Source organism: Sagittula sp. P11, assembly GCF_002814095.1.
Classification (GTDB): Bacteria; Pseudomonadota; Alphaproteobacteria; order Rhodobacterales; family Rhodobacteraceae; genus Sagittula.
The window spans coordinates 3,762,930-3,786,656 of record NZ_CP021913.1 but is presented as its reverse complement, the minus strand read 5'-3'; the positions used below and the strand labels follow the sequence as shown (position 1 = coordinate 3,786,656).

General features: G+C 67.4%; 16 protein-coding genes. 5 read left to right on the top strand and 11 right to left on the bottom strand.

The window, feature by feature from the left end:
• Positions 1–69 precede the first annotated feature (69 nt).
• The gene (gene msrB, locus CDO87_RS18310) at positions 70–528 is read right to left on the bottom strand and encodes a peptide-methionine (R)-S-oxide reductase MsrB (protein ID WP_100930113.1); all 459 of its coding nucleotides are present in this window, start codon (positions 526–528) and stop codon (positions 70–72) included.
• A gap of 199 nt (positions 529–727) precedes the next feature.
• Entirely contained in the window at positions 728–1,273 is a 546-nt protein-coding gene (locus tag CDO87_RS18305; RefSeq protein ID WP_254698202.1) for a fasciclin domain-containing protein, read from the bottom strand.
• Positions 1,274–1,466: 193 nt separating this feature from the next.
• Here CDO87_RS18305 and CDO87_RS18300 point away from each other — a divergent pair, with 193 nt between their 5' ends.
• Both CDO87_RS18300 and CDO87_RS18295 read left to right on the top strand, forming a co-directional pair.
• The gene (locus tag CDO87_RS18300) at positions 1,467–2,174 is read left to right on the top strand and encodes a glutathione S-transferase family protein (protein ID WP_100930112.1); all 708 of its coding nucleotides are present in this window, start codon (positions 1,467–1,469) and stop codon (positions 2,172–2,174) included.
• A complete protein-coding gene (locus CDO87_RS18295) occupies positions 2,174–3,547 on the top strand; it encodes an L-serine ammonia-lyase (RefSeq protein WP_100930111.1) in 1,374 nt (457 codons plus the stop codon). The genes CDO87_RS18300 and CDO87_RS18295 overlap by 1 nt, the downstream gene beginning before the upstream one ends.
• A 218-nt stretch (positions 3,548–3,765) precedes the next feature.
• Here the strand turns inward: CDO87_RS18295 and CDO87_RS18290 are convergent, their stop codons facing one another.
• Positions 3,766–4,326, bottom strand: a complete 561-nt coding sequence (locus CDO87_RS18290; protein ID WP_100930110.1) for a helix-turn-helix domain-containing protein — start codon at positions 4,324–4,326, stop codon at positions 3,766–3,768.
• Between the two features lie 353 nt (positions 4,327–4,679).
• On the opposite strand from CDO87_RS18290, the gene CDO87_RS18285 reads away from it, so the two are divergent.
• Positions 4,680–13,853 (top strand): VCBS domain-containing protein, encoded by a 9,174-nt coding sequence (locus tag CDO87_RS18285; protein WP_157815038.1) that lies wholly within the window; start codon positions 4,680–4,682, stop codon positions 13,851–13,853.
• 44 nt (positions 13,854–13,897) lie between these two features.
• Here the strand turns inward: CDO87_RS18285 and CDO87_RS18280 are convergent, their stop codons facing one another.
• Together CDO87_RS18280 and CDO87_RS18275 are read right to left on the bottom strand one after the other, a co-directional pair.
• Positions 13,898–14,467 carry an NUDIX hydrolase gene (locus tag CDO87_RS18280; RefSeq protein ID WP_100930108.1) on the bottom strand — a complete coding sequence of 190 codons (570 nt, stop codon included), beginning with the start codon at positions 14,465–14,467 and terminating at the stop codon, positions 13,898–13,900.
• A complete protein-coding gene (locus tag CDO87_RS18275) occupies positions 14,460–14,666 on the bottom strand; it encodes a hypothetical protein (protein ID WP_100930107.1) in 207 nt (68 codons plus the stop codon). Before CDO87_RS18275 ends, CDO87_RS18280 begins: the two co-directional genes overlap by 8 nt.
• 98 nt (positions 14,667–14,764) lie before the next feature.
• Between CDO87_RS18275 and CDO87_RS18270 the strand changes: the two genes are divergently transcribed.
• Positions 14,765–15,976, top strand: a complete 1,212-nt coding sequence (locus tag CDO87_RS18270) for a bifunctional alpha/beta hydrolase/OsmC family protein (RefSeq protein ID WP_100930106.1) — start codon at positions 14,765–14,767, stop codon at positions 15,974–15,976.
• Between the two features lie 203 nt (positions 15,977–16,179).
• On the opposite strand, the gene CDO87_RS18265 is transcribed toward CDO87_RS18270, so the two are convergent.
• The 6 genes from CDO87_RS18265 to CDO87_RS18240 all read right to left on the bottom strand — a co-directional run bounded on the left by CDO87_RS18265 (position 16,180) and on the right by CDO87_RS18240 (position 22,761).
• Positions 16,180–16,785, bottom strand: coding sequence for a biotin transporter BioY (locus tag CDO87_RS18265; RefSeq protein WP_100930105.1), 606 nt, complete (start codon positions 16,783–16,785; stop codon positions 16,180–16,182).
• Between the two features lie 151 nt (positions 16,786–16,936).
• Positions 16,937–17,311 (bottom strand): hypothetical protein, encoded by a 375-nt coding sequence (locus CDO87_RS18260; protein ID WP_157815037.1) that lies wholly within the window; start codon positions 17,309–17,311, stop codon positions 16,937–16,939.
• Between the two features lie 178 nt (positions 17,312–17,489).
• Entirely contained in the window at positions 17,490–18,935 is a 1,446-nt protein-coding gene (locus CDO87_RS18255; protein WP_100930103.1) for an NAD(P)(+) transhydrogenase (Re/Si-specific) subunit beta, read from the bottom strand.
• A 15-nt stretch (positions 18,936–18,950) separates the two neighbouring features.
• Complete coding sequence (locus CDO87_RS18250) at positions 18,951–20,522, bottom strand: Re/Si-specific NAD(P)(+) transhydrogenase subunit alpha (RefSeq protein WP_100930102.1); 1,572 nt, start codon at positions 20,520–20,522, stop codon at positions 18,951–18,953.
• Positions 20,523–21,121: 599 nt separating this feature from the next.
• The gene (locus CDO87_RS18245) at positions 21,122–21,553 is read right to left on the bottom strand and encodes an isoprenylcysteine carboxylmethyltransferase family protein (protein ID WP_100930101.1); all 432 of its coding nucleotides are present in this window, start codon (positions 21,551–21,553) and stop codon (positions 21,122–21,124) included.
• Positions 21,554–21,813: 260 nt separating this feature from the next.
• The gene (locus CDO87_RS18240) at positions 21,814–22,761 is read right to left on the bottom strand and encodes an MBL fold metallo-hydrolase (protein WP_198521748.1); all 948 of its coding nucleotides are present in this window, start codon (positions 22,759–22,761) and stop codon (positions 21,814–21,816) included.
• Between the two features lie 147 nt (positions 22,762–22,908).
• Here CDO87_RS18240 and CDO87_RS18235 point away from each other — a divergent pair, with 147 nt between their 5' ends.
• Positions 22,909–23,658, top strand: coding sequence for an SDR family NAD(P)-dependent oxidoreductase (locus CDO87_RS18235; protein WP_100930100.1), 750 nt, complete (start codon positions 22,909–22,911; stop codon positions 23,656–23,658).
• The last annotated feature ends 69 nt before the right edge of the window (positions 23,659–23,727 follow it).

The following is a 23,727-nucleotide window of genomic DNA, read 5'->3' as shown; positions in this document are numbered from 1 at the left end:
CCGGGTCATTTCACGCATGGTGCGAGAAGCGACCCGGGCCTTTTACGTTCGGGGGATCGTTGCGGCCGGTCAGGCCGGCTGGAAGGTCAGCGAGACGCCGTTGATGCAATGCCGCTTGCCGGTCGGCGGCGGGCCGTCGTCGAAGATGTGCCCGAGGTGCGAACCGCAACGGCGGCAGTGGCACTCGGTGCGCACCATGAAGAGCGCGCGGTCGGGCTTCGTCTCGATGGCATTGGGCAGCGCCTCGTAGAAGGACGGCCAGCCGGTGCCGCTGTCGAACTTGGTCTTCGAGGAATAGAGCGGCAGGTCGCAGCCCTTGCACAGGAAGGTGCCTGCGCGCTTCTCGTCGTTGAGCGGCGAGGTGTAGGCCCGTTCAGTGCCTTCCCGGCGCATGACCTTGTACTCGATCTCGCTGAGCATGGCGCGCCACTCGGCCTCGCTCCGGTTGACTTCGAAGCTGGCGGCCTCGGCGGCGCGGGCGCCGAAACCGAGCGCGGCGGCGGCGGCGATGAAGGTTCTGCGGTTCATGATGTGCCTCCTCCTGTCTGGTGTGTGTCGGCGTGGGAAAGGTTGTGCCCGAAAGGATGCGCATCATCCCGGCGTCGGGCAAGGTCAGGGCGCGCACGTCTGCGCGAGGCGGGAGCAAAGCCCAGGGTCTGGTGGCCCCGCGTTTGGTGCGCGCCCTTTCCACGGGGCGGGAGGTCCCCCACCCCATTCGAGGGACCGCTTACTGCCTCGGCAGCAGGACGCGGTCGATCACGTGGATGACGCCGTTGGACTGGCGGACATCGGCGAGGGTCACGGTGGCCTCGCGGCCGTTCTCGTCCGTCAGGACGATGTTGTTGCCGCTCATCTTCGCCTGGAGCGTGCAGCCGCCCACGGTCGGCACCGGGTGCATGCCGCCGTCATCCGCGATCATGCCCATGATGGCATCGGACATGGCGTTTGCGGCGACCACGTGGCAGGCGAGGATCTGACCGAGCTGTTCCTTGTGCTGGGGCATCATCAGTTGCTGCAGGCTCTCGTCGGAGACCATGCCGAACGCCTTGTCGGTCGGCGCGAAGACGGTGAAGGGCCCTTCGGAATTGAGCGTGTCGACAAGGCCGGCCTGCTTGACCGCCGCGACCAGCGTGGTGTGGATGGGCGAGTTTACCGCGTTCTCGACGATGGTCTTGTCCGGGTACATCGGCGCGCCCCCGACCGTAGGCACGTCGGCGGCAAGGGCCGGCGTGGTCATGAGGGCGAGGATGGCGGTGGCTGCAAAGGTCTTCATTTGTGGTCTCCCTGTGTTCCGGAGCGGCACCGTCCCGGGCCGCGCTCACCTCCAGCCACGATGACGCGCCGGCAGAGTTTCACACGACCGGGTCACGGTGCATCACGGCGGCGTGAGGCGCGGCACCGCATTTACGCCCCCGGATGACGCTTTTCATGCGGGCGCTTCTGCGCGGGCGGGCTAGGTAAGGCGCATGAGTTACGTGCTGCACTATGCCCCCGACAATGCCTCGCTGATCGTCCGGTTGGCGCTGGAAGAGCTTGGCGTGCCCTATGTCACGCGGCTGGTCGACCGCGCGGCCCGCGCGCAGGAGAGTGCAGAGTACCGGCGGGTGAACCCCGCGGGCCTGATCCCCGCGCTGGAGACGCCGGACGGCACGCTTTTCGAGACGGCGGCGATCCTGTTGTGGCTGGCGGACCGGCACGGGCGGCTGGCCCCCGCGTCCGAAGACGCCGGGCGCGGCGATGTCCTGAAATGGCTGGTCTTCGTGTCGAACACCGTGCACACCGGGCTGCGGATGACCTTCTACCCGGAGAAATACGTGGGGCCGGACCCGCAGGCGCAGGCTGCGCTGCTTGCCACCCTGCGCGGTGTGGACGGGACGGGCATGACCCTGCCCCGTGCGCTTGCGCTGCTGGACGGGGTGATCGGCGGGCGTGACCCGGACGCGCCGCCCGATGCGCTTGCGATCTACGTCGCGGTCCTTCTGCGCTGGTGCGCGCTTTACCCGCATGGCGACACCGGCTGGTTCCGGCTCGCCGCTTACCCGGCGCTCAATGCGCTGGCGGAAAGGGTGGAAACCCGTCCGTCTGCACAGAAGGCCGCCTTGGCCGAGGGGTTGGGACCGACCCCGCTCAGCAATCCGCGTCCCGCACAGCCACCAGAAGGGAGTGCGCTCTGATGTTCCTGTCCGTGTTCGACATGTTCAAGGTGGGGGTCGGCCCGTCGTCCTCCCACACGATGGGGCCGATGGTGGCGGGCGCGCGCTTCCTCGACCGGCTGCGGCAGGCGCCGTTCCGCGCGCACGGGCTGAAGGCGCACCTCTACGGCTCGCTTGCCTTCACCGGCGTGGGCCACGCCACCGACCGCGCGACGGTGCTGGGCCTTGCCGGGTTCGCGCCGCAGACCTACGACCACGAGGCCGCCGAGGCCGCGCTGGCCCGCATCCGCGAAACCGGAACCGTGGCGCCCGAGGGGCTGCCCGAGATGCGCTTCGACATGGGACATGACCTGCGGTTCGACTTTGGCGCCGCCCTGCCCGGCCACGCCAACGGGATGGTGATCGAGGCGCTGGACGAACAGGGCGACGTGATCCTGCAGGAGACCTACTATTCCGTGGGCGGCGGCTTCGTCCTGACCGCCGACGAGCTGGCCGCCGGGAAGGACACCGACAACGGACCGCCGGTGCCCTACCCGTTCAAATCCGCCGCCGAGATGCTGGAGATGGCGGACCGCTCCGGCAAGACCATCGCCGAGATGAAGCGCGCCAACGAGATCTCGCGCGGCGGGGCCGACAACCTCGACCGCGGGCTCGCCCGGATCTGGGAGGTGATGAACCGCTGCATCGACCTCGGCATGGAGGGTGAAGGCATCCTGCCCGGCGGACTGGGCGTGAAGCGGCGCGCGCGGCGCATTCACGAACAGCTGGTGGCGGAACGCGGCATGAACCAGTCTGCCCCGCACGTCTGCAACGACTGGATGAGCGTCTACGCCATGGCGGTGAACGAACAGAACGCCGCCGGTGGACAGGTGGTGACGGCGCCGACGAACGGCGCGGCAGGCGTGGTGCCCGCGGTGATCCGCTACTGGCTGGACCACGTGCCGGGCGCGACCCGCGCCCGCATCCCCGACTTCCTGCTGACCGCCGCCGCCATCGGCGGGCTGGTGAAATACAACGCCTCGATCTCCGGCGCCGAGGCGGGCTGCCAGGCTGAGGTCGGCAGCGCCGCCGCCATGGCCGCCGCCGGCCTCGCCGCGGTGATGGGCGGCACGCCCGCGCAGATCGAGAACGCCGCGGAGATCGCGCTGGAGCACCACCTCGGCATGACCTGCGATCCGGTGAAGGGGCTGGTGCAGGTGCCCTGCATCGAGCGCAACGGCCTCGGCGCGATCAAGGCGGTCTCGGCCGCGTCGCTGGCCATCCGCGGCGACGGCACCCACCTCGTGCCACTGGACGCGGTGATCGAGACCATGCGCCAGACCGGCCAGGACATGCACGAGAAGTACAAGGAGACCTCGCTCGGAGGTCTGGCGGTCAACGTGCCGAACTGCTGAGACGTTTCGCCTTGCTGGCGCAAGGCGATCCGCCGGAGAGGCTCCGCCTCCCCGGACCCCTCCGAGGTATTTGCACCAAGATGAAAGGCACGGACGGCCTTGCTTCATCTTGGTCCAAATATCCTCGGGGGAGGCTCCCGGAGGGAGACGGGGGCAGAGCCCCCATCCGCGGGCGAAGCCCGCGCGGATCGGCTTGCGTCAGCAAGCCGATACCATTCTCAACCGCTGATCCGGCACATCATGAACTTCGCTCCCTGCCCCTTTGCGGTGACGAAGCGTGTCTCGCCGTGTTCGCGGTACCGAAGAGTGTCGCCCGGGGCGAGGTAGTGCGCCTCGCCGTCGACCACCGCGTGCATGTAGCCGGTCAGCATCACGAGGTGGTGCTCCTGGCCCGGAACCTCGGGGGCTTCCTGCACCCAATGTGTGCCGGGTGTGATCTTGCATTCGATCACCTCCCCCGCAAGCGCGGGTGCTGCGGGGGACACGATCCGGCGGGAGAGGCCTGTTTCGCCGTCACGCCACAGCGCCTGGTCGTCGCGGCGGACCTGGGCGGCAAAGCCGTCTTCCATGAGCGACATCAGCCGCGAAAGCGTCATCTCGTGGGCGGCGGCGAGGCGGTAGAGCACGTCGGCGGAAGGGCTGACCTCGGCGTTTTCGAGGCGGGAGAGCGCGGCGCGGGAGACGCCGCTGGCAGCAGCCAGCTGGTCCAGTGTCCATCCGCGCGCCGCGCGAAGTGCAGATAGACGCGCAGCGAGGCGAACTGTCAGTTCGCTCTTCATTCCTATCCCCCCGGGAATCTATCCCGCATATGAGAGTAGGCAGGATTCGTCCACAAAGGCAACTGTGGCAACTGTCCGGACACCGTTTCCGATTCTGAAACACTCATGACGCGATTCGGCCTGTCGAGAGGCGGGTTTGACGCGAAAGGCGGTGGAAATCCGGTTCCACTTCGGGACGAAACATCCGCCTTCTCAGACGCTTGCGGTGGTCTGACCGTGGCCCACGTACGGAAAGGTTTGACAGGGAAGGCTTGCCGGGCCGTTAATATTGGGAGTTTCCAGTACCAGCTTGGGCGCGCACCTGCGCCGTTTCGATTTTCAAACTGCCGCTATTCTTTCCGATGGGGGACACCATGACGTATTTTCGTCCGGGCCGTGGAAACGGCACCGTATCAAGCACTTTGAAGACCATCAACGGCACCCGCGCCGACGACACGATCGACCTTTCCGGGGAGACATCCGGCCGCAAGGTGAACGCCAAGGGCGGTGACGACAGTGTCATCGGTTCGGATCACGACGATACTATCGAGGGCAGCAGCGGCGCCGACACGATCCTCGCCGGGCCGGGCGACGACAATGTCAGCGGCGGGTCGGGCGACGACAGCATCGATGCGGGCAGCGGCGACAACGACATCCGTGCGGGGACCGGCGACAACACCGTTGTGTCCGGCGATGGCGAAGACGAGGTGCGCAGCGGCTGGGGCGACGACGACATATCCACCGGCGGCGGCGATGACGAGATCCGGTCGGGGCACGGTGACGACACCGTCGATGCGGGCGACGGCGACGACGTGGTGCGCACGGGGCATGGCGACAGTTCGGTCGACGGCGGTGCGGGCGACGACGTGATCGAGGTGGGGCATGGCGAGAACACCCTCCGGGGCGGCGCAGGCGACGACACCCTCGAGGGCAGCATCGGGTTCGACACGGCGGTCTACGACGGCTCCATCCTCGACTTCGACATCTGCCTGACGGGCAGCCATCTGGACGGCGACGACCGGCACCGGAACGACAAGGGCAAGGGCCACGACACGCACGGCAGCGGCCATGGGTACGGGCATTACAAGTCGTGGTTCGCCTGCGGCTGGGGGCAGTCGCTGGCCGTCACCGACCTGACCGGCGCCGAGGGCACCGACACGCTGCGGTTCATCGATGCGCTGCAATTCGCGGATGTCACGCTCTACCTCGACGGGCGGGACAATGCGCCGGTGGTCTCGGTTGCCGACCAGGTGGTTTCCGAGAGCGGGACGGTCGCCTTCCCCATGGAGATCGTGGACTTCGACGGTGACGGGGTCTCCATCGATTCCGTTTCGGCCACGGGCGGGCTTATCGACGTGGCGCTGGTGGACGGCGACACGCGGGATTGCGCCAGCGGCATGCTCTACGAGCTGACCTTCGACACCGATGGCGCATACGAAGGGCTGGCCCTGGGCGAGGATGCCGTGGTGGTGGTGACGGTTGTCATCGACGACGGCCGCGGCGGGCTGATCGCCCGCGAGGTGCAGATCACCGTCACCGGCGAGAACGATGCCCCGACGCTGGACGCGGTGACGCTGGCGGCGGAGGAGACCGGCGGGCCGGTCAGCGTGGACCTTGCCGACTACGGCGATGACATCGACAGCGACGACGACGGCACGACCCTGATCTACACCATCACCGCCCCGCCTGCGGAGGGTGCGGCCACGGTCTCCGGGACGGAGGTGACCTTCGACCCGACCGGCTTCTTCACCGACCTTGGTCAGGGCGAGACGCGGGATGTGACCTTCGAGGTGACGGCGACCGACCGGCACGGGGCGACGGCTGTGAACACGGTCACCGTGACGGTCACGGGCACCAACGACGCGCCTCAGGTCACGGTCAGCCCCTCAGCCGGGTTCACCGAGGCGCCGGTGGCCGGCATGCAGGTGCTGGCGGACAGCGGGACGGTGGATTTCACCGACAGCGATGCGGGCGACCTTGTCGACATCACCTTCGTCTCCAACGGCGATATCGCGTGGAGCGGCGGCGTTCTCGACCCCGGCAATGCGGCGGCGCTGGAGGAAGGCTTCTCCACCGGGGTGTCGGATGCGGTGCCGCCGGGATCCATCGGGTGGAACTACGCGGCGCAGGCTGCCCTGAATTTCCTGGCCATCGGAGAGGAGATCACCTGGTCCTACACGATCACGGCGACGGACCTTGCGGGCGAGACCGGGACGCAGGTCCTGAGCTTCACGGTGACCGGCAGGAACAACACGCCGCAGATCACCTCGGCGCCGGTCGACGTGGCGCTGGCGGAGCCGCTGGCGCCCGCCGGGCTTTCCGATCAGGGGCAGATCACCTTTGCCGACCTCGACGCGACCGATACGGCCAGCATCGGCCACCTGCCCTTCGCCGTGATCTTCGAGGATGCGGCGGGCGGCGGTCTCCCCTCACCCTTCACAGCGGCAGAGATGGCGGCGCTGGAGGCGGCCGTGACCATCGACGAGACCGGGTACTGGCGGCTGGACTCTCCCCCCTCGCTGGGGATCGACCGGCTGTCCGCGGGCGACACGCTGCGGATCGAGACCCGGGTCTTTGCCACCGATGACAGCGGGGCGCCGAACGACACTTCCGGCATGCAGGTGTTCAGGGTGACGGTGACCGGCCGCAACGATGCGCCCGAGATCACCGCCGCCGTGGTCGAAGGCGCGGTTTCCGAGATCGCGGATGGCGCACCGGGCGAAGGCGTGGACGTCCTGTCCGCCTCCGGCACGATCAGCTTCACGGATATCGATGCCCTCGACACGCACACGGCCACGGCCCTTCCGGTGTCGCCCGGCTATGTCGGCAGCTTCTCGGTGCCCGCCGGCCCCGTGTCGGGCAGCTTCGACTGGACTTTCACCGTGGACGACGCCGCGCTCGACAGCCTCGGCGAAGGCGAGACGCTGGAGCAGGTCTACGAGGTCATCCTATCCGACGACAACGGCGGCAGCGCGTCGCGCTTTGTCACGGTCACCATCACCGGCCGCAACGACGAGCCGGAGATCGTCACGGGCCAGGGCACGGCAGGTGCGGTTCGTGAGGCGGGCAGCGATGCGGACGGCATCGTCGTCGACCCGGGCACGCCCGTCGCCACGGGCACGCTGGCCGGTTTCGACCCGGATGCGGGGGCCGTGCTGACGTGGTCCGGCAACGCGTCGGGTATCTACGGTAACTTCACCATCGACCCGGTCACCGGCGCGTGGACCTATACGCTGAACAACGGCGTGGCGAACGGCCTGTCGGCGGGCCAGGTGGAGGCGGAGAGCTTCCTCGTCACGCTGACCGACGATGCGGGGGCCTCCACCATAGAAGCCGTGACGGTCACGGTGACCGGCACCAACGACGCACCGATGGCCGAGGCGCTTTCGGGGAGCGTGGACGAGAGCACGGATCCTCAGGTGCCGGGCAACAGCGACCAGATCACGGTCGTCGCGGCTTTTGCCGATGTGGACACGCTGGACAGCCATGCGTTCAGCGTCGACACCACGGACACGGTGGGCGCCGTGATCAACAACCTCGACGGGACGTTCACCTATTCCGCCAACGGCGCTTTCGAGCATCTGGCGCTTGGTGAGGAGGCGACCGATACCTTCACCTACACCGTGGATGATGGCAACGGCGGGGTCGATACGGAGCTGGTGACCATCACCGTGCAGGGCGCCAACGATGCGCCGCGGATCACCCTGACCACCCCTGACACCGATGCGGAGACGCTGACAGAGTCCGGCCTGCCGCTGACGGTGTCGTCCACCCTCACCTTCTCGGACATGGACACCTCCGACACGGTGACGGCGGCGGTGACCGGATTCAGTGCTACCGGCGCGACGGCGGTTCTGGCGGGGGTTCCGCCCGAGAACCTTCTCGGGATGCTCACGCTGGACACGCCGACCGTGCTGAGTGCGGTCGAAAGCCTCGCGCGGCGCGGATGGACCTTCGACAGCGGCACGAACAACTTTGCCGGTCTGTCGCTGGGAGAGAGCCTCGTGCTGACCTACACGGTGACCGCGACCGACGTGCACGGTGCAGAGGCGAGCCACGACATCGCGATCACCATCGAAGGCCGCAACAACCGGCCGACCGTCGTCATCGAGCCCGCCCTGCCCTTCGTGGAGGACGCGGATGCCACGGCGCAGGTCCTGTCACAGAGCGGCACGCTGAGTTTCGATGACATCGACCTGGGCGACACGATCGATCTGACCTATTCGATCAACGGGGCGCCCGTGTGGTCCGGCGGGACACTGACCGCCGCGCAGGAAACCGCGCTGGCGGCAGGGTTCTCCACTGGCGTAACAGGGGCCAATGCGCCCGGCACAATCGGCTGGACCTACGACGCCACGCTCGACCTCGATTTCCTCGGTCGGAACGAGACCATCGGCCTGTCCTATATGGTCGCGGCGCATGACGGCACGCAGACCGGCACAGATGTCATCTTCTTCAGCATCTTGGGCACCAATGACGCGCCGGTGGTGACGGCGACCCCGGCCAGCGCAATCACAGAGGAGGCGGATGCCTCCGCGCAGGTCATCGGGCTGTCCGGCACGGTGGAGATCGCCGACCTCGACGTGAACGACGTGCTGGAGGTCTACACCCAGTTGGTGGATGTGCCCGTCTGGTCGCACGGTACGTTGACCGCCGCGCAGGAGGTGCAGATCCAGACCGGCTTCACGCTCGGCGTACCGGGGCCGGTGACGGCCGGGACGGTGCTGCCGTGGAGCTACAACAACTCGCTCGACCTCGACTTCCTCGGCGCGGGCGAGACGATCACCTTCTCGGTCCGGATCGTGGCGAACGATTTCGGGGCAGCGCTGGCGTCCGACATCGTCACCTTCACCATCACGGGCACGAATGACGGGCCGGTGCTGGTGGCGGACGGCAACGGCAGCGACCTCGTGACGGAGGCCGGAACCCTCGATCCGGGCGACCCGAGCGCCGTGGGCAAGCTGCTCATCAACGACAGCGACCCGGACGCCAACGACACGCTGACGCTGTCCGCGGTCAACGGATCGGCGGCGAACATCGGCACGGCGGTCGCGGGCACCTACGGCAGCCTGCTGGTCGATGCGGCGGGCAACTGGACCTACACGCTGGACGACGCCGACCCGGATACGGAGGCGCTGGCGCAGGGCGAGATCGCGACGGAGGTCTTCGGCTATTCCGTGGTGGACAGCACGGGGGCGGAGGCAAGCTCCACCCTGACGATCACCATCACCGGGTCCGGCGACAACGCGCCGCCGGTGGCATCCGACGACAGCCTGCAGGTCGACGAGGATGACGTCCACGGCTTCGCCCAGGCGGACATCTTCGGGCAGGTCTCGCTGGCGCTTGCCAACGACACCGACCCGGAGGGCGACGCGCTTCGGGCGTCCTCGATCACCAACGGCATAGACTCGGAGACGCTGCCCGATCCTTTCGGCGCGCCCGGACAGACGATGACCATCGCCGGGACCAACGGTGGCGTCTTCACCGTGCGGAACGACGGCGCCTACAGCTTTGACACGAATGGCGAGTTCAACGCCCTCGCCCACGGGGAGTTCGTGAGCACCGGCATCACCTACACGGTGACGGACGCAAACGGCGGCACCGACACGGCAGAGATCACCGTGGACGTGCGGGGCAGGAACGATGCGCCGGTGGCCGTGGCCGACGACAACGGCGGCGATCCGGTGGTGGAGGCGGGCTTTGCCACGGCCGGCGATCCCATCGCCAGCGGCAACGTTCTGGCCAACGACACCGATCCGGATACGTCGGACGTGCTGATCGTGCTTTCGGTAGAAGCGGACAACGCCAACGTCGGCGCGCCGGTGGCGGGGCATTACGGGTCGGTCGTGATCGGCGCGAACGGCGACTGGACCTACACGCTGGACGACCTCAACCCGTCGACCCGCGCGCTGGCCGAGGGCGAGGTGGTCACGGAGACCTTCCAGTACGTGGTGAATGACGGTCTGTTCGCGGCCGACATCGGCACGCTGACCATCACCATCACCGGGTCTAATGACGCGCCTTTCGCGCCGGATACCCTCCAGGTCGGGACGGAGGATGGCATGGTCATCGATTCCGTGCTGTCGTCGGACCCGGATTCGGTGGCGGCACCGATCCATACCGTCGAAACCGGGCCGTCGCATGGCAGCGTCACGATGAACATCGACGGGAGCTACACCTACACCCCGGACGCAGACTGGTCCGGGATCGACAGCTTCGACTACCGGGCGACCGACAGCCTTGGCGCCTACGAGGTCGGGACGGAGATCATCACCATCGAGGCCGTGGCCGACGCGCCGACCGTCTCTCTGGCACCGCCGGGGGCGGCGACCTACGGTTTCGCAGGCAGCGGGGTCGACCAGCAGGTGTCCACCGCCGCGACCGATGGCGACACGGCAGAGACGGTCGCGGCACTGGATGGCGGCGGCTACGTCGTCGTCTGGCATTCAAATGAAAACGGCACGTACAACGTGCTGGCCCGGATGTTCTTGGACGATGGCACACCGCAGGGTCAGGCCCTGACGGTTGCCTCTGGCCTGCCGGCGATCCCGTACCCGGTGGTGAACGGCCTGCCCGGCGGAGGGTTCGCCATAGCGCATGCCAGCGCCGGAGCCGGCGGCGGCGACATATCCGTGTCTCTGTACGATGCCGGCGGAAGCCAGACCAACACGCAGACATTCGGCGGGTCCGGACTGGTCCACCCCGACACAGCCGTCCTGGACGACGGGCGCATCGTGGTGACCTACACGCAGAGCGCTGGCGGCGATGCGGGCAGTTCGGCGATCATGGGGCAGGTCCTTGCATCCAACGGAAACCTGTTGGGCAGCCCGTTCCTCGTCAACGTGACGAACCCCACCGCCCAGCAAAGCAGCCACGTCACGGCCCTGCCCGGCGGCGGCTTCGTGGCGGTCTGGGCCTCCGACTTGCAGGACGGCAATGGCCTGGCCATCGTGGGCCAGATCTTCGACGCCAGTGCCGCACCGGTCGGCCCGGAGTTCGTCGCGAACACCTACACCAACGGCAACCAGGAGCTTCCGGTCGTCGCCGCGCTGGCGGACGGCGGCTATGTCGTCGCCTGGCAGAGTTTCGGCCAGGACGGAAGTGGCAGCAGCCTGCACGCGCAGCGATACGATCTGACCGGCGCGCGCGTCGGCGGTGAATTCCAGGTCAACACATATAGTTTCAGTGCCCAGTCCTCGCCCACCGTGGTCGGACTGCCCGACGGCGGCTTTGCGATCAGTTGGTCGTCCTTTCTTGAGGACGGCTCCGGCTACGGCATCTTCGAGCAGCGCTACAATGCGGACGGCAGCCCCTTTGGCATCGAAACCCGCGTCAACAACATCACCACCGGCAACCAGTATTCGTACCCGTTCGGCGGCGGTGGGCAGATGGCGCTGCTCGACAACGGGGATCTGGTCAACGTCTGGAGCACGGAGATTGGCGCGGGAGAGATCTTCTCGACACTCACGTCCCTGCCCGAAGGCTATACGACCGAGGACCAGCCGGTGCCGGTGAACCTGGCCGCGGCGCTGACCGTCACGGACGGGTCCGAGACGCTGACGATCACGCTTTCCGGTTTCCCGGCGGGCGCGACCTTCAGCCTCGGCGCGGCCTCGGGCAGCGACTGGGTGATCGAAAACGCCGAAGGTCTGGACCTCTCGACACTCGAGATGACGCCGCCCGCCGACTGGAACGGCAGCTTCACCCTGACCGCCACGGCGACGGCGACCGAGACGTCCAACGGCAGCGCTGCGTCCACGACCGCCTCCGGCACCTACCGGATCCTGCCGGTCGAGGATGGGCCGCGCGCTGAAGACCAGGTCATCGAGGTTCCGATCAACGACGGCCTCTCGCCCTACACGCCCCCGCCCGGCGCGCTGGTCGCGGTCGATCCGGACCTTGGCGACACGCTGACATGGACGGCGGGCAGCTTTGCCCTGCCGAACGGCACGCTCAACATCTCTCCGAGCGGCGGGTTCAACTTCATCCCCAACCCCGGGTTTACCGGAGTGGAGACCTTCACCGCCACGGTCACGGATTCGACCGGGCGAACCGACACCGCCGAGCTGCGGATCGAGGTCGCCAACGAGACCTTCGTGTCTGACAGCGGACAGGAGGTGACGCTGGACCTGAACGCAGCACCAGTGGACGGGAACCCGGCAGGGGCGATCTCCATCGACCTGACGTCCTACGACGCGCCCAGCGTGAACCTGGTGTTCGCCATGGATGCGTCGGGCAGCCTCGGCACCTCAGCATGGCTGCAGCAGCTCGACGCCGTTTCGAACGCACTCGAGGACATCGCGACGCGGTTCGACGGGACCGGCATCGACATCGACGTGGAGGTGTTCAGCTACAGCGGTGCCACTTCTCAGAACAACCTGCGCCTCCAGTTCGTCGACGGCAACCCGGCAACCCTGCCGCAGATCCTGACGGCGCCGCGACGGACCGCACCTTCCGTGGACCTCGACCTGACGACGCTTGCCGGGCTTCAGGCCGACATCGCCCAGATGACGTACACCGCAGGGTTCACGCCATGGGACGCGGCATTCCAGCAGACCGAGTTCTACTTCGACACGCAATACGTGCTGGACGGCCCGGATGCGCTGAACCTGATGCTGTTCATCACCGACGGCAACCCGGGGCCCACCCAGCAATGGGCGCAGCCTCTGGCCAACCTGCTGAACGACACCTTCACGACGACAATCTCCTCTGCGGGGACACCGGCCGGGACCTACACGCCCCAGGCGCAGTTCAACCGGCCCTACGCGGTCGACGTGCAGTCCTTCGGCATCGGCAGCAACCTGAACCTCGCGCTGCTCAGCCAGACCGACAGTGACGGACAGGCCACCCCCGTCACCAGCTTCGGTGCCCTCAGCGCCGCGCTGTCCGGTTCGGGGCTGTTCCCGGCGACGCTGATCGCGCTCGACGTGACGCTGGAGGCCGACGGCACCGACCTCGGTACCATCGCGGACGAGACGAACCCGGCAGTCGTCGCAGGCACGCTGGAGATCGACCTTGCGCTGGCGGACCTCGCAGGGATCGAGGACCTGCTGGGCGCGCAGAACGAGTTCGCGGTGACAGCGATCTTCGACCTGGACGGCGACACCGGCACGACCTTCGACCAGGTTACGCTGAACTCCTACGAGCTGATCGGCCTCGGCGATACGGCCGTGACCGAGACCGGGACGAGCGGGAACGACCTGCTGATGGGCAGCCTTGCCGGGGATTCCGTCGATGGAGGGGAGGGCGACGACCTGATCCTGACCGGCGGCGGGTCGGATACCGTGATCGGCGGCACCGGCGACGACCGGCTGGGCGGCGGCGCGGACGGCGACAGCTTTGTCTTCCGGGCGGGCGACGGGCTGGACCGGATCCTCGACTACGATGCCGCGGAGGACGAAATCGTCTTCGACGGGCTGGCCTTCGGCGACCTGACCATCGCGGACACCGGCACCGGCGACGTATCCATCACCTACTCGGGCGGAGTCCTGACGGTGGAGAACGCATCCGTAGCGGACTTCCTCGAACAGGAGTTCGTCTTTGTCTGACAGGTGCGCTTGGCCCGAGGGGGGCGGCGGCGCACAGCCCCGCCCTACCCCGTGTCGCGCCCGATCCGATGCGCGGCCTCTGCGCCACGGTCGGCCAGCACCCGGTCCCTGAGGCGCAGCACGCTCGGCGCGCGGGTGTAGCGCCCGACCTCTGCCAAGGGCACCCAAGCCAGCGCCCGGCTTTCGTGCGAGACGGCAAAGCCGCGGCTCCCGGCCCGCATCAGGTAGCGCAGGTCGTAGTGCAGATGCGCGGGCTCACGCGTGTTGGCGGGGATCTCGTGGATGTCGATGTCGAAGACCTCGGGCGACAGCAGGGTGATCCCCGCCAGCCCGCTTTCCTCCCGCGCCTCGCGCAGTGCCGCCTGCGCCACGTCTGCCTCGCCGTCGCAATGGCCGCCCAATTGCAGCCAGCGGTCGAGCTTGCGGTGATGCGTCAGCAACATCTCGCCCCCGTCCGGAGAGAGCAGCACGGCGCTTCCGGTGACATGCCCGCCGATCAGCGGATCGCGCGAGAAGGCCGCCCTGCCGTGCCGGGCGCAGAAGGCCAGCAGCCGCGCCCACTCCCGGCGGTCGCGTGCGTCGCGCGTCGTGAAGAGGCCCGGCGCCTCAGCCACCCGTCACCTCCGACAGCAGGAGCGCCATGGCCACCGCCGCCAGCGGCCAGCGCAGGCGGGCCGGCCAGGACGACCAGATCGCCGCCAGCGCAAAGACAACCGTCGCCGCCACGCGCACGCCCGCGGGAAGAACGCCCGGCGCCATCCACCCGGCAACCGTCACCAGACCCGCCACCGCCGCCAGCACCTTCACCCACATTGCAACGTCTCTCACCTTGCCGTGACGCGCCTGTCACCCCGGTTGCGTCTCCCCTGCGTCCGGCCACATCCTGTCGGCACCAGAAGTCAGGAACGATCATGCCCAGCGACCGCGTCACCTTCCCCGGCCATTCCGGCCACCGGCTTGCCGCCCGTCTGGACAGGCCCGACGGTCCGCACCTGGCCACTGCCCTCTTCGCCCATTGCTTCACCTGCGGCAAGGACATCCATGCCGCGCGGCGCATCTCGCAGCGGCTGGCGGCAATGGGGATCGCCGTGCTGCGTTTCGACTTCACCGGCCTCGGCCACAGCCAGGGCGAGTTCGCCAACACCACCTTCTGCTCCAACGTTTCCGACCTCAGCTGCGCCGCCGGCTGGCTGACAGAGCGCGACATGGCGCCCGCCCTCCTGATCGGCCACTCGCTCGGCGGCTCGGCGGTGCTGCGCGCCGCAAGCGACATCCCCTCGGCAAAGGCGGTAGTGACCATCGGCGCCCCCTTCGACCCGGCGCATGTGACGGAAACCTTCGCCCACGCGCTCGACCGGATCGAGGCGCAGGGCGCGGCGCAGGTCAGCCTTGGCGGACGGCCCTTCACCATCGGGCATGACTTCGTCAAGGACGTGGGCGCGCAGGACCTCGAACCGGCCATCGGCCACCTCAGGAAGGCGCTGCTGGTGCTGCATGCGCCGCGCGATGCGGTGGTCAACATTTCGAACGCCACGCGCATCTTCATGGCGGCGAAACACCCGAAAAGCTTTGTCACGCTGGACGATGCCGACCACCTCGTCTCCGACCCCGACGATGCCGAGTACACCGCGGGGGTGATCGCCGCATGGGCCCGGCGCTACGTCGACCTCGCCCCGCCCGCCCCGCCGCCCGGCGCACCCGAAGGCGTCACCCGCGTGACGGAGACCGACCCGAGGAGCTTCCTTCAGGACATCCAGAACGGCCCGCACCACCACGCGCTCGCCGACGAGCCGGAGGCCTACGGCGGCACAGACCGGGGCATGTCGCCCTACGGCTTCCTGTCGGCGGGCCTCGGTGCCTGCACATCGATGACGATCCGCATGTACGCCCGGCGCAAGGGCTGGCCGCTGACGCGGATCTCGGTCGACGTGACCCACGACAAGGTGCACGCGCAGGACGCGGGAAGCCAGACAGACACCCGGATCGACCGCTTCACCCGCGCCATCACGCTCGAAGGAGACCTTTCGCCGGACCAGCGGAGCCGCCTCCTTGAAATCGCCGACCGCTGCCCGGTGCACCGCACCCTCGAGACCGGCGCCCAGATCGAAACCCGCCTCACCTGACGTGCACCCGGCCCCTTCATCTTGGCGGCAAATACCTCGGGGGGCCGAAGGCGGGGGCAGAGCCCTCTCCTGCCGTTTCCATCCGTTCACCGTCCGAAACAACGCCCCATCCCCATAAACGAAAAGGCCGGGCGCGATGCCCGGCCTTTGCTATCTTCGTATCCGGAAGCAGGGCGGGGCTCATGCGCCGCCTGCCCCTTTCCTCAGCCGCGCGCGCGGCCGACCAGTTTCCATGCGGCGGGCAGCAGCAGCGCGGCCAGCGCCAGCTTGATGAAGTCGCCCAGCAGGAAGGGCGTCAGGCCCCACGCGAGGATCGGCTTGTCCCAGCCATAGAGCATGCCCAGCCAGATCAGGCCCGGCACGTAGAGGATCACGTTGCCCAGCAGCATTGCCGCCGCCATCTTCGGTGCGGACCGGTCCCAGCCGCGACGGGCCAGCACGCCCATGGCGCCGACCGCGATCACGTAGCCCAGGAGGTAGCCACCGGTGCCGCCCATCATGTACTCGATGCCGTTGAGGTCAGCGGTGGAGCTCTGGAAGATGTCGAAGCCCAGCATGCCGATCATCATGTAACCCATGATCGTCGCGAGGCCGAGGCGCGCGCCATACGCGGCACCGATCGTCAACACGGCGAAGGTGCCCATGCCCATCGCCACCGGCGAGCCCGGCACTGGCACCTTGATCTTGGCCATCACCGCAAGGAAGGCGATGCCCGCGACGACAAGAGCCAACTGCTTGGCACGCAGAGCCAGTCCTTCGTTCGCGCCAAAGGCTTCTGCCAGCACGCTCCGGTCAAACGTCAGGTTCATGAGGTCCCCCTTTATCCTGTCGAAACCATTCCGACCGTATTGCCTCAAGCCTTCCGGCCAAGCAAGTATATTGCGCGGATGCACGCGCAGAAAATATGCAAATATGTGGTTTGCAGATGCAAACTTCGCGGGCCGCACCACGGTCGATGCCCTACAGCCGCGCGTCCAGCCAGACCTGTGCCTGTGTCAGCGCGAAATGCACCCGCGCCGCATCGCCGGCCTTCAGGCGGGAGCGCAGCAGGAACTGATACCGCCCGAGGTCGACCTCCGACAGCGCCTGCAACAGCGCCAGCAGCCAGCGTTCGTCGAAGGTCCGCGCCGCGTCGCCCGGCGGGCAAAGGTCGAGCGGGCGGGCGAAGGCGCCCTCCACCGTGCTCAGAAAGCGCTCGAACGGGTGGTTTTCCCGCGCGTCCATTTCCCGGACGGCACGGAGCACGTCCAGCCGGGGATCGGCCTCGCGAAGCTGCGGGAACCGGTGGGACCAATGCTCCCCCGCCGCGGCGTTCATGGTCGGTCTGGCTGTCATCGCTTTGCACCCCTTATTTCCGACCAATTTAATCAGTTAATGTGGCGGCACGCAACGGCCTTCTCGATCCCCTGCCCCTGCGCCACCCCCGAGCGCCGCGAAACCGGGCAACCGGCACGCCAACGAAAAAGGGCGGCCCCATCGGGCCGCCCTTCCGTTCACCTTGTCCCCTGAGGGATCAGCTGATGCGGTTCAGCAGTTCGCCCACGGAATGTTTGGCGTCGCCGTAGTACATCCGCGTGTTGTCCTTGTAGAACAGCGGGTTCTCGATGCCGGAGTAGCCGGTGCCCTGGCCGCGCTTCGACACGAAGACCTGCTTGGCTTTCCAGACTTCCAGCACCGGCATCCCGGCGATGGGCGAGTTCGGATCGTCCTGCGCCGCCGGGTTCACGATGTCGTTCGAGCCGATGACGATGACCACGTCGGTCGAGGGGAAGTCCTCGTTGATCTCGTCCATCTCCAGCACGATGTCGTAGGGCACCTTGGCCTCGGCCAGCAGCACGTTCATGTGACCCGGGAGACGGCCCGCCACCGGGTGGATGGCAAAGCGCACATCCTTGCCCTTGGCGCGCAGCTTGCGGGTCAGCTCGGCCACGTTCTGCTGCGCCTGCGCAACGGCCATGCCGTAGCCCGGGACGATGATGACGCTGTCCGCTTCTTCGAGCGCGTTGGCCACGCCGTCCGCATCGATCGCGATCTGCTCGCCCTCGACTGCCATCGCCGGGCCGGAGGCGCCGCCGAAGCCGCCGAGGATCACCGACACGAAGGACCGGTTCATCGCCTTGCACATGATGTACGACAGGATCGCACCGGAGGAGCCCACAAGCGCGCCGACCACGATCAGCAGGTCGTTGCCCAGGGAGAAGCCGATGGCCGCTGCCGCCCAGCCCGAATACGAGTTGAGCATCGAGACCACGACCGGCATGTCGGCGCCGCCGATGCCCATGATCAGGTGGTAGCCGATGAAGAACGCCAGGAGCGACATCACCAGCAGCGTCCAGCCTCCGCCCGTCGACATGTAGATGACGAGCAGGATCAGCGAGAGGATCGCCGCGCCCGCGTTCAGCATGTGGCCGCCCGGCAGCTTCTGCGCCGCGGAGGTCACCTTGCCCGCCAGTTTGCCGTAGGCGATGACGGAGCCGGTGAAGGTCACCGCACCGATGAACACGCCCAGGAACACCTCGATCTTGAGGATGTTGATCTCGGCCTGGGTCTTGTGCGCCACGGTGGAGGCAAAGCCCTTCAGCGCCGCCAGCCCGGCTTCGTCACCCGCCGACTGCAACGCGCCGACGGTGTTCATGACGAGTTCGGCGTTGTAGCCCACGAAGACGGCCGCGAGGCCGACCAGCGCGTGCATCCCTGCCACCAGTTCCGGCATCTGGGTCATCTCGACCCGGCTGGCCAGCAGGTAGCCGATGACGCCGCCGCCCGCGATCAGGATGATCGACAGGATCCAGAGGCCCGAGCCCGGTCCGATCAGCGTGGCGAAGACCGCCAGCGCCATGCCGACGATGCCGTACCACACCGCCCGCTTCGCGCTTTCCTGCCCCGAAAGGCCGCCCAGCGAGAGGATGAAAAGAACGGCTGCGACCACGTAGGCCGCTGTCGTGAATCCGAAGTCCATGTGCAATGTCCCCCCTTACGACTTCTGGAACATGGCGAGCATGCGCCGTGTCACGAGGAAGCCGCCGAAGATGTTGATACCGGCGAAGAAGACCGAGATGGCCGCGAGGATGACAACAAGCCAGTTGCCCGCACCGATCTGCATCAGCGCGCCGAGAATGATGATCGAAGAGATCGCGTTGGTGACCGCCATCAGCGGCGTGTGCAGCGAGTGCGACACGTTCCAGATCACCTGGAAGCCGATGAAGACCGACAGCACGAAGACGATGAAGTGCTGCAGGAAGCTGGCCGGCGCCACGAGGCCCACGAGCAGCATCAACGCACCGCCTATGGCGAGCAGGGTCACCTGGCTTTTCGTCTGCGCCTTGAAGGCGGCCACTTCCTTGGCGCGCTTCTCCTCGGGGGTCAGCTCCTTCGGCTTTTCCTTTTTCTGCGCGGCGATGGCCTGGACCTTCGGCGGCGGCGGCGGGAAGGTGATCTCGCCCTGGTAGGCGACGGTTGCGCCGCGGATCACGTCGTCGTCCATGTTGTGGTTGACCTTGCCGTCCTTCTCGGGCGTCAGGTCGGTCATCATGTGACGGATGTTGGTGGCATAAAGCGTCGAGGACTGCGTCGCCATGCGCGACGGGAAGTCGGTGTAGCCGACGATGGTCACGCCGTTCTCGGTCACGACCTTCTCGTCCTTGACGGTGCCTTCGACGTTGCCGCCCTTCTCGGCGGCGAGGTCGATGATCACCGAGCCCGGCTTCATCGCGGCGACCATGTCGGCCAGCCACAGCTTCGGCGCCTCGCGGTTGGGGATCAGCGCCGTGGTGATGACGATGTCCATCTCGGGCGCCAGTTCGCGGAACTTGGCAAGCTGCGCCTCGCGGAACTCGGGGCTGGAGACCGAGGCATAGCCGCCGGAGGCGCTGCCGTCCGCCTGCTCTTCCTCGAAGTCGAGGTAGACGAATTCGGCCCCCATCGATTCGACCTGCTCGGCCACTTCGGGGCGCACGTCGAAGGCGTAGGTGATCGCACCGAGCGATGTGGACGTGCCGATGGCGGCCAGACCGGCCACACCGGCGCCGACGACCAGCACCTTGGCCGGGGGCACCTTGCCCGCCGCCGTCACCTGGCCGGTGAAGAAGCGGCCGAAGTTGTTGCCCGCCTCGATCACCGCGCGGTAGCCCGCGATGTTGGCCATCGACGACAGCGCGTCCATCTTCTGCGCGCGGGAGATGCGCGGCACCATTTCCATCGCGATGACGTTGGCGCCCTTCTCCTTCGCCTTTTCGAGACCCTCGGCGTTGCCCCCCGGGTTGAAGAAGGTGATCAGTGTCTTCTCCGGCGTCAGCCGGTCGAGTTCGTCCGCCGTGGGAATGCGCACCTTGGCAATGATGTCGGACTGCGACCACAGCGCATCGGCGGTCTCCACCACGGTGACGCCGGCCTCTTCGTACAGCGCGTCGGCAAAGCCCGCCTTCTGGCCCGCGCCGCTCTCGATCAGGCAGTCATAGCCCAGCTTCTGCAGCTGGCGCGCGGAGTCGGGCGTCATCGCCACCCGGTTCTCGCCGACTTCGACTTCTGTTGGTGTCCCGATTTTCACGTCTCTTGTCCCCCTCTTCAGGAAATCCCGGACCGGATGCCGCACGTCGCGGCCCCGGCATTACGGTTTGACGATGGGTCTACACGTCTGACCTAATGTTTCCAAACCGTATCTCGCGCTTCTAGACCACAGCACGGGAGAAAGTTAAAGATGTCTATTCGTTTATTGCGCAACCTGTCTGACCTAAGCAACAAACTTGCGCACCGATGTATACCGAAGCCTGACTAGGGCGCGGCGTGGAACCGATGCCGGGCTCGCCCGGGCGTTGAAATTGCTTGCGACGTCCGGAAGCTTCGGACGATTCAAACGCGGTCCGCAGGCGAATACCGAGACCCGACCGGGGGCTTCAAACACGGATGGGCACGCCGCGAGCCAAGGGCCGGCTCTGCGTGACACGCACCCGACCGGGGGCTTCAAAAGCACCACCGATCCGGACAATAGGCCCGAGGGCGCCCTGACCTCGCTCGCGTGAAGGAAGGCTGGGCAGCGGCCTCAGTGACGAGGCCAGACCGAAGAGCCGCCCGCCGATCCCATAGGCCGCCAAACCTTGCTCACCGTGTGTCCATAGCCGAACCGCCTCCCGCAGAGGCGTACTCAACTCAAACCCAGCGGCGGGTCTCCCGCTCGTATCGTGCGAAGGCGGTGGTGAACCTCTGCCTCAGCCGCGCCTCCTCCGGCACGATGAACCGCCGCTCGATCACCCAGACGAAGACCGGCACCAGCGGCAGCGCCAGCACCGCGTCCCAGTAGAGGATCAACCCGGCAAGGATCATCGTGTCGCCCAGGTAGATCGGGTTCCGCGACCGCTTGAAGATGCCGGAGGTCACCAGCCGGTCGGCATTGCGGTGCGGGATCACCGTCGTGCGATGGCGCCGCATCTCGAAGATCGCCAGCCCGAGAAGGATCAGCCCGCCGCCCACCAGCAACCCGCCCAGAAGGTCGGCCCAGACGGGCCCGAAGGACCCGCGCGGGAACCATGTCTTCTGCCACCACGCCAGCGCCGCGAATCCCGCCAGCCAGACCGGCGGCATGTCCAACCACTTCAACACGCAACCCTCGCCTTCATCCTGATCCCAGTACCCCGCATTGCCTCTCCGCAGGAAAGGCGGGGGCAGCGCTCCCTCCCCCGCCATGCAACACGTACTCCGTCCTGCACCGGCGCGCCCGGAAACGCCAGTGACCGAATGCCACGTCCGCCGCGAACAGCGCGGCCCCCTTCAGGACGGCAACACGCGCACCGACGGCACCCGAGAGCCAAGGCATCTCTGCCATCTAAGCGGTGCGGAAGGTGTCACTCCCACTCCATCTCCTCGAACACCCGCCCGGCGTTCTTCGTCGCCAGTTCCTCGAAGGTGTCGAGATGCGCCCAACGCGCCTGGTCGACGTAGTAGGCACCGGCCAGGTCGCCTCCCTCGTCGATATGCGCGCCGACCTTCTCGCGCAGGTCGCGCAGATAGCCGACCGTGCCCTCCGTCACCGTGCCCATGTTCGTGGGGTGGCCGTGGCCCGGGATCACGTACGCTGCGCCGAGATCGGTGAACGGGCCTTCGAAGGTCTCGATCCAGCACGACGTGCAGGTGTCGGCGAAGATCGGCGGCATGCGCTCGTGAAAGGCGATGTCCCCGGCAATGACGATGTCCCACTCCGGGATCCAGACCTGCGCGTCGCCCGGCCCATGCGCCGGGCCGAGGTGCAGGACCTCGAACCCCACCCCGCCCATCTCGAACCTGTACGCGTCCTCGAACGACAGGTTGGGCACCACCACCCGCGTGCCTTCCGCCTTGTCGCGGTTGTACCCCTGCATGCCCTGCAGGATGAAATCGCCGTTCTCCTCGACCTCCGCGATGGCCTCCGCATGGGCGAGGATGTCGATGCCCTGGTCGGCCCAGTAGGCGTTGCCGAGCATGGCGTGCCCCTGCCCGTTCTCGTTGATCACCAGCTTCACCGGCAGATCCGTGACCTTGCGGATCTCCTCGTGCAGCGCCGCCGCCAGCCGGACCGAGGCGCCGCCGTTCACGACCACCACTCCCTCGTCAGTTACCACGAAACTGAGGTTGTTGTTGTGGCCCGCGTTCTCGTAGGTCGGCGGCGCGGTGGCCCCGATCGCGGTCCAGACGCCGGGAATGAATTCGACCGGCGCGTCGTACAGTTCGGATTGCGGATACTTGTCTGCAATCTCCTCGTTGGCCAGCGCCGGCATCCCCGCCAGCACCAGCCCCGCAACAAGCAACGTTCTCATGGCAATTGTCCTCCCTCGAAACCCGGAACACATTCGCATACGTGAATGACATTGCCAAGCCACCCAGCGCCTTGTCCCCGCCCGCCACGCCGTTAATGTGCGACGCACCCGGCGCACATCCGGCGCGCAGGACCAAGGGGAGGACACATGCTGCAGGGCAAACATGCGCTCGTCACCGGCGGCGGTACGGGAATTGGCCTCGCCATCGCCCGCGCACTGGCCGCAGAAGGCGCACGGGTGACCATCACCGGCCGCCGGCCCGGCCCGCTCGAAGAGGCCGCCACCGACCGGATCTTTGCCCTGCCGATGGACGTCGCCGACGAGGACTCCGTCACCCGTGGCATTGCGACGGCCGTCGAGGCGCGCGGCCCGATCCAGATCTGCGTGCCGAATGCCGGGATCGCCGAAGGGCGCGCGCTCCCGAAGACCGACATGGCGTTCTGGCGGCAGATGATGGCGATCAACGTCGACGGCGCCTTCCTGACGATCCGCGAATCCCTGAAGTCGATGACCACAACCGACTGGGGCCGGGTCATCGCCGTCTCCTCCATCGCGGGGCTGAAAGGGCTGAAGGGCGCGCCCACCTACAGCGCCTCGAAACACGCGCTTCTGGGGCTGATCCGGGCACTGGCGGCGGACTACGCGACGAAGCCCTACACCTTCAATGCCCTCTGCCCCGCCTATGTCGACACCGACATCGTCACCCGCAATGTCACCTCGATCATGGAGCGCACCGGGATGGACGCGGAAAAGGCGCGCGACGTCATGGTCGGCGTCAACCCGCACGGACGGCTCGTCACACCCGAAGAGGTGGCGGAGGCCGCCCTGTTCCTCTGCGGCCCGCATTCGGGCAGCGTGAACGGCCAGGCCATCCAGATCGCCGGGGGTGAGGTGTGAAATACACCCACCGCCGCCCCGATCCGCCCACACGGGCGCCCGCCCCCTGACCCGCCCCGTCCGTTGCTG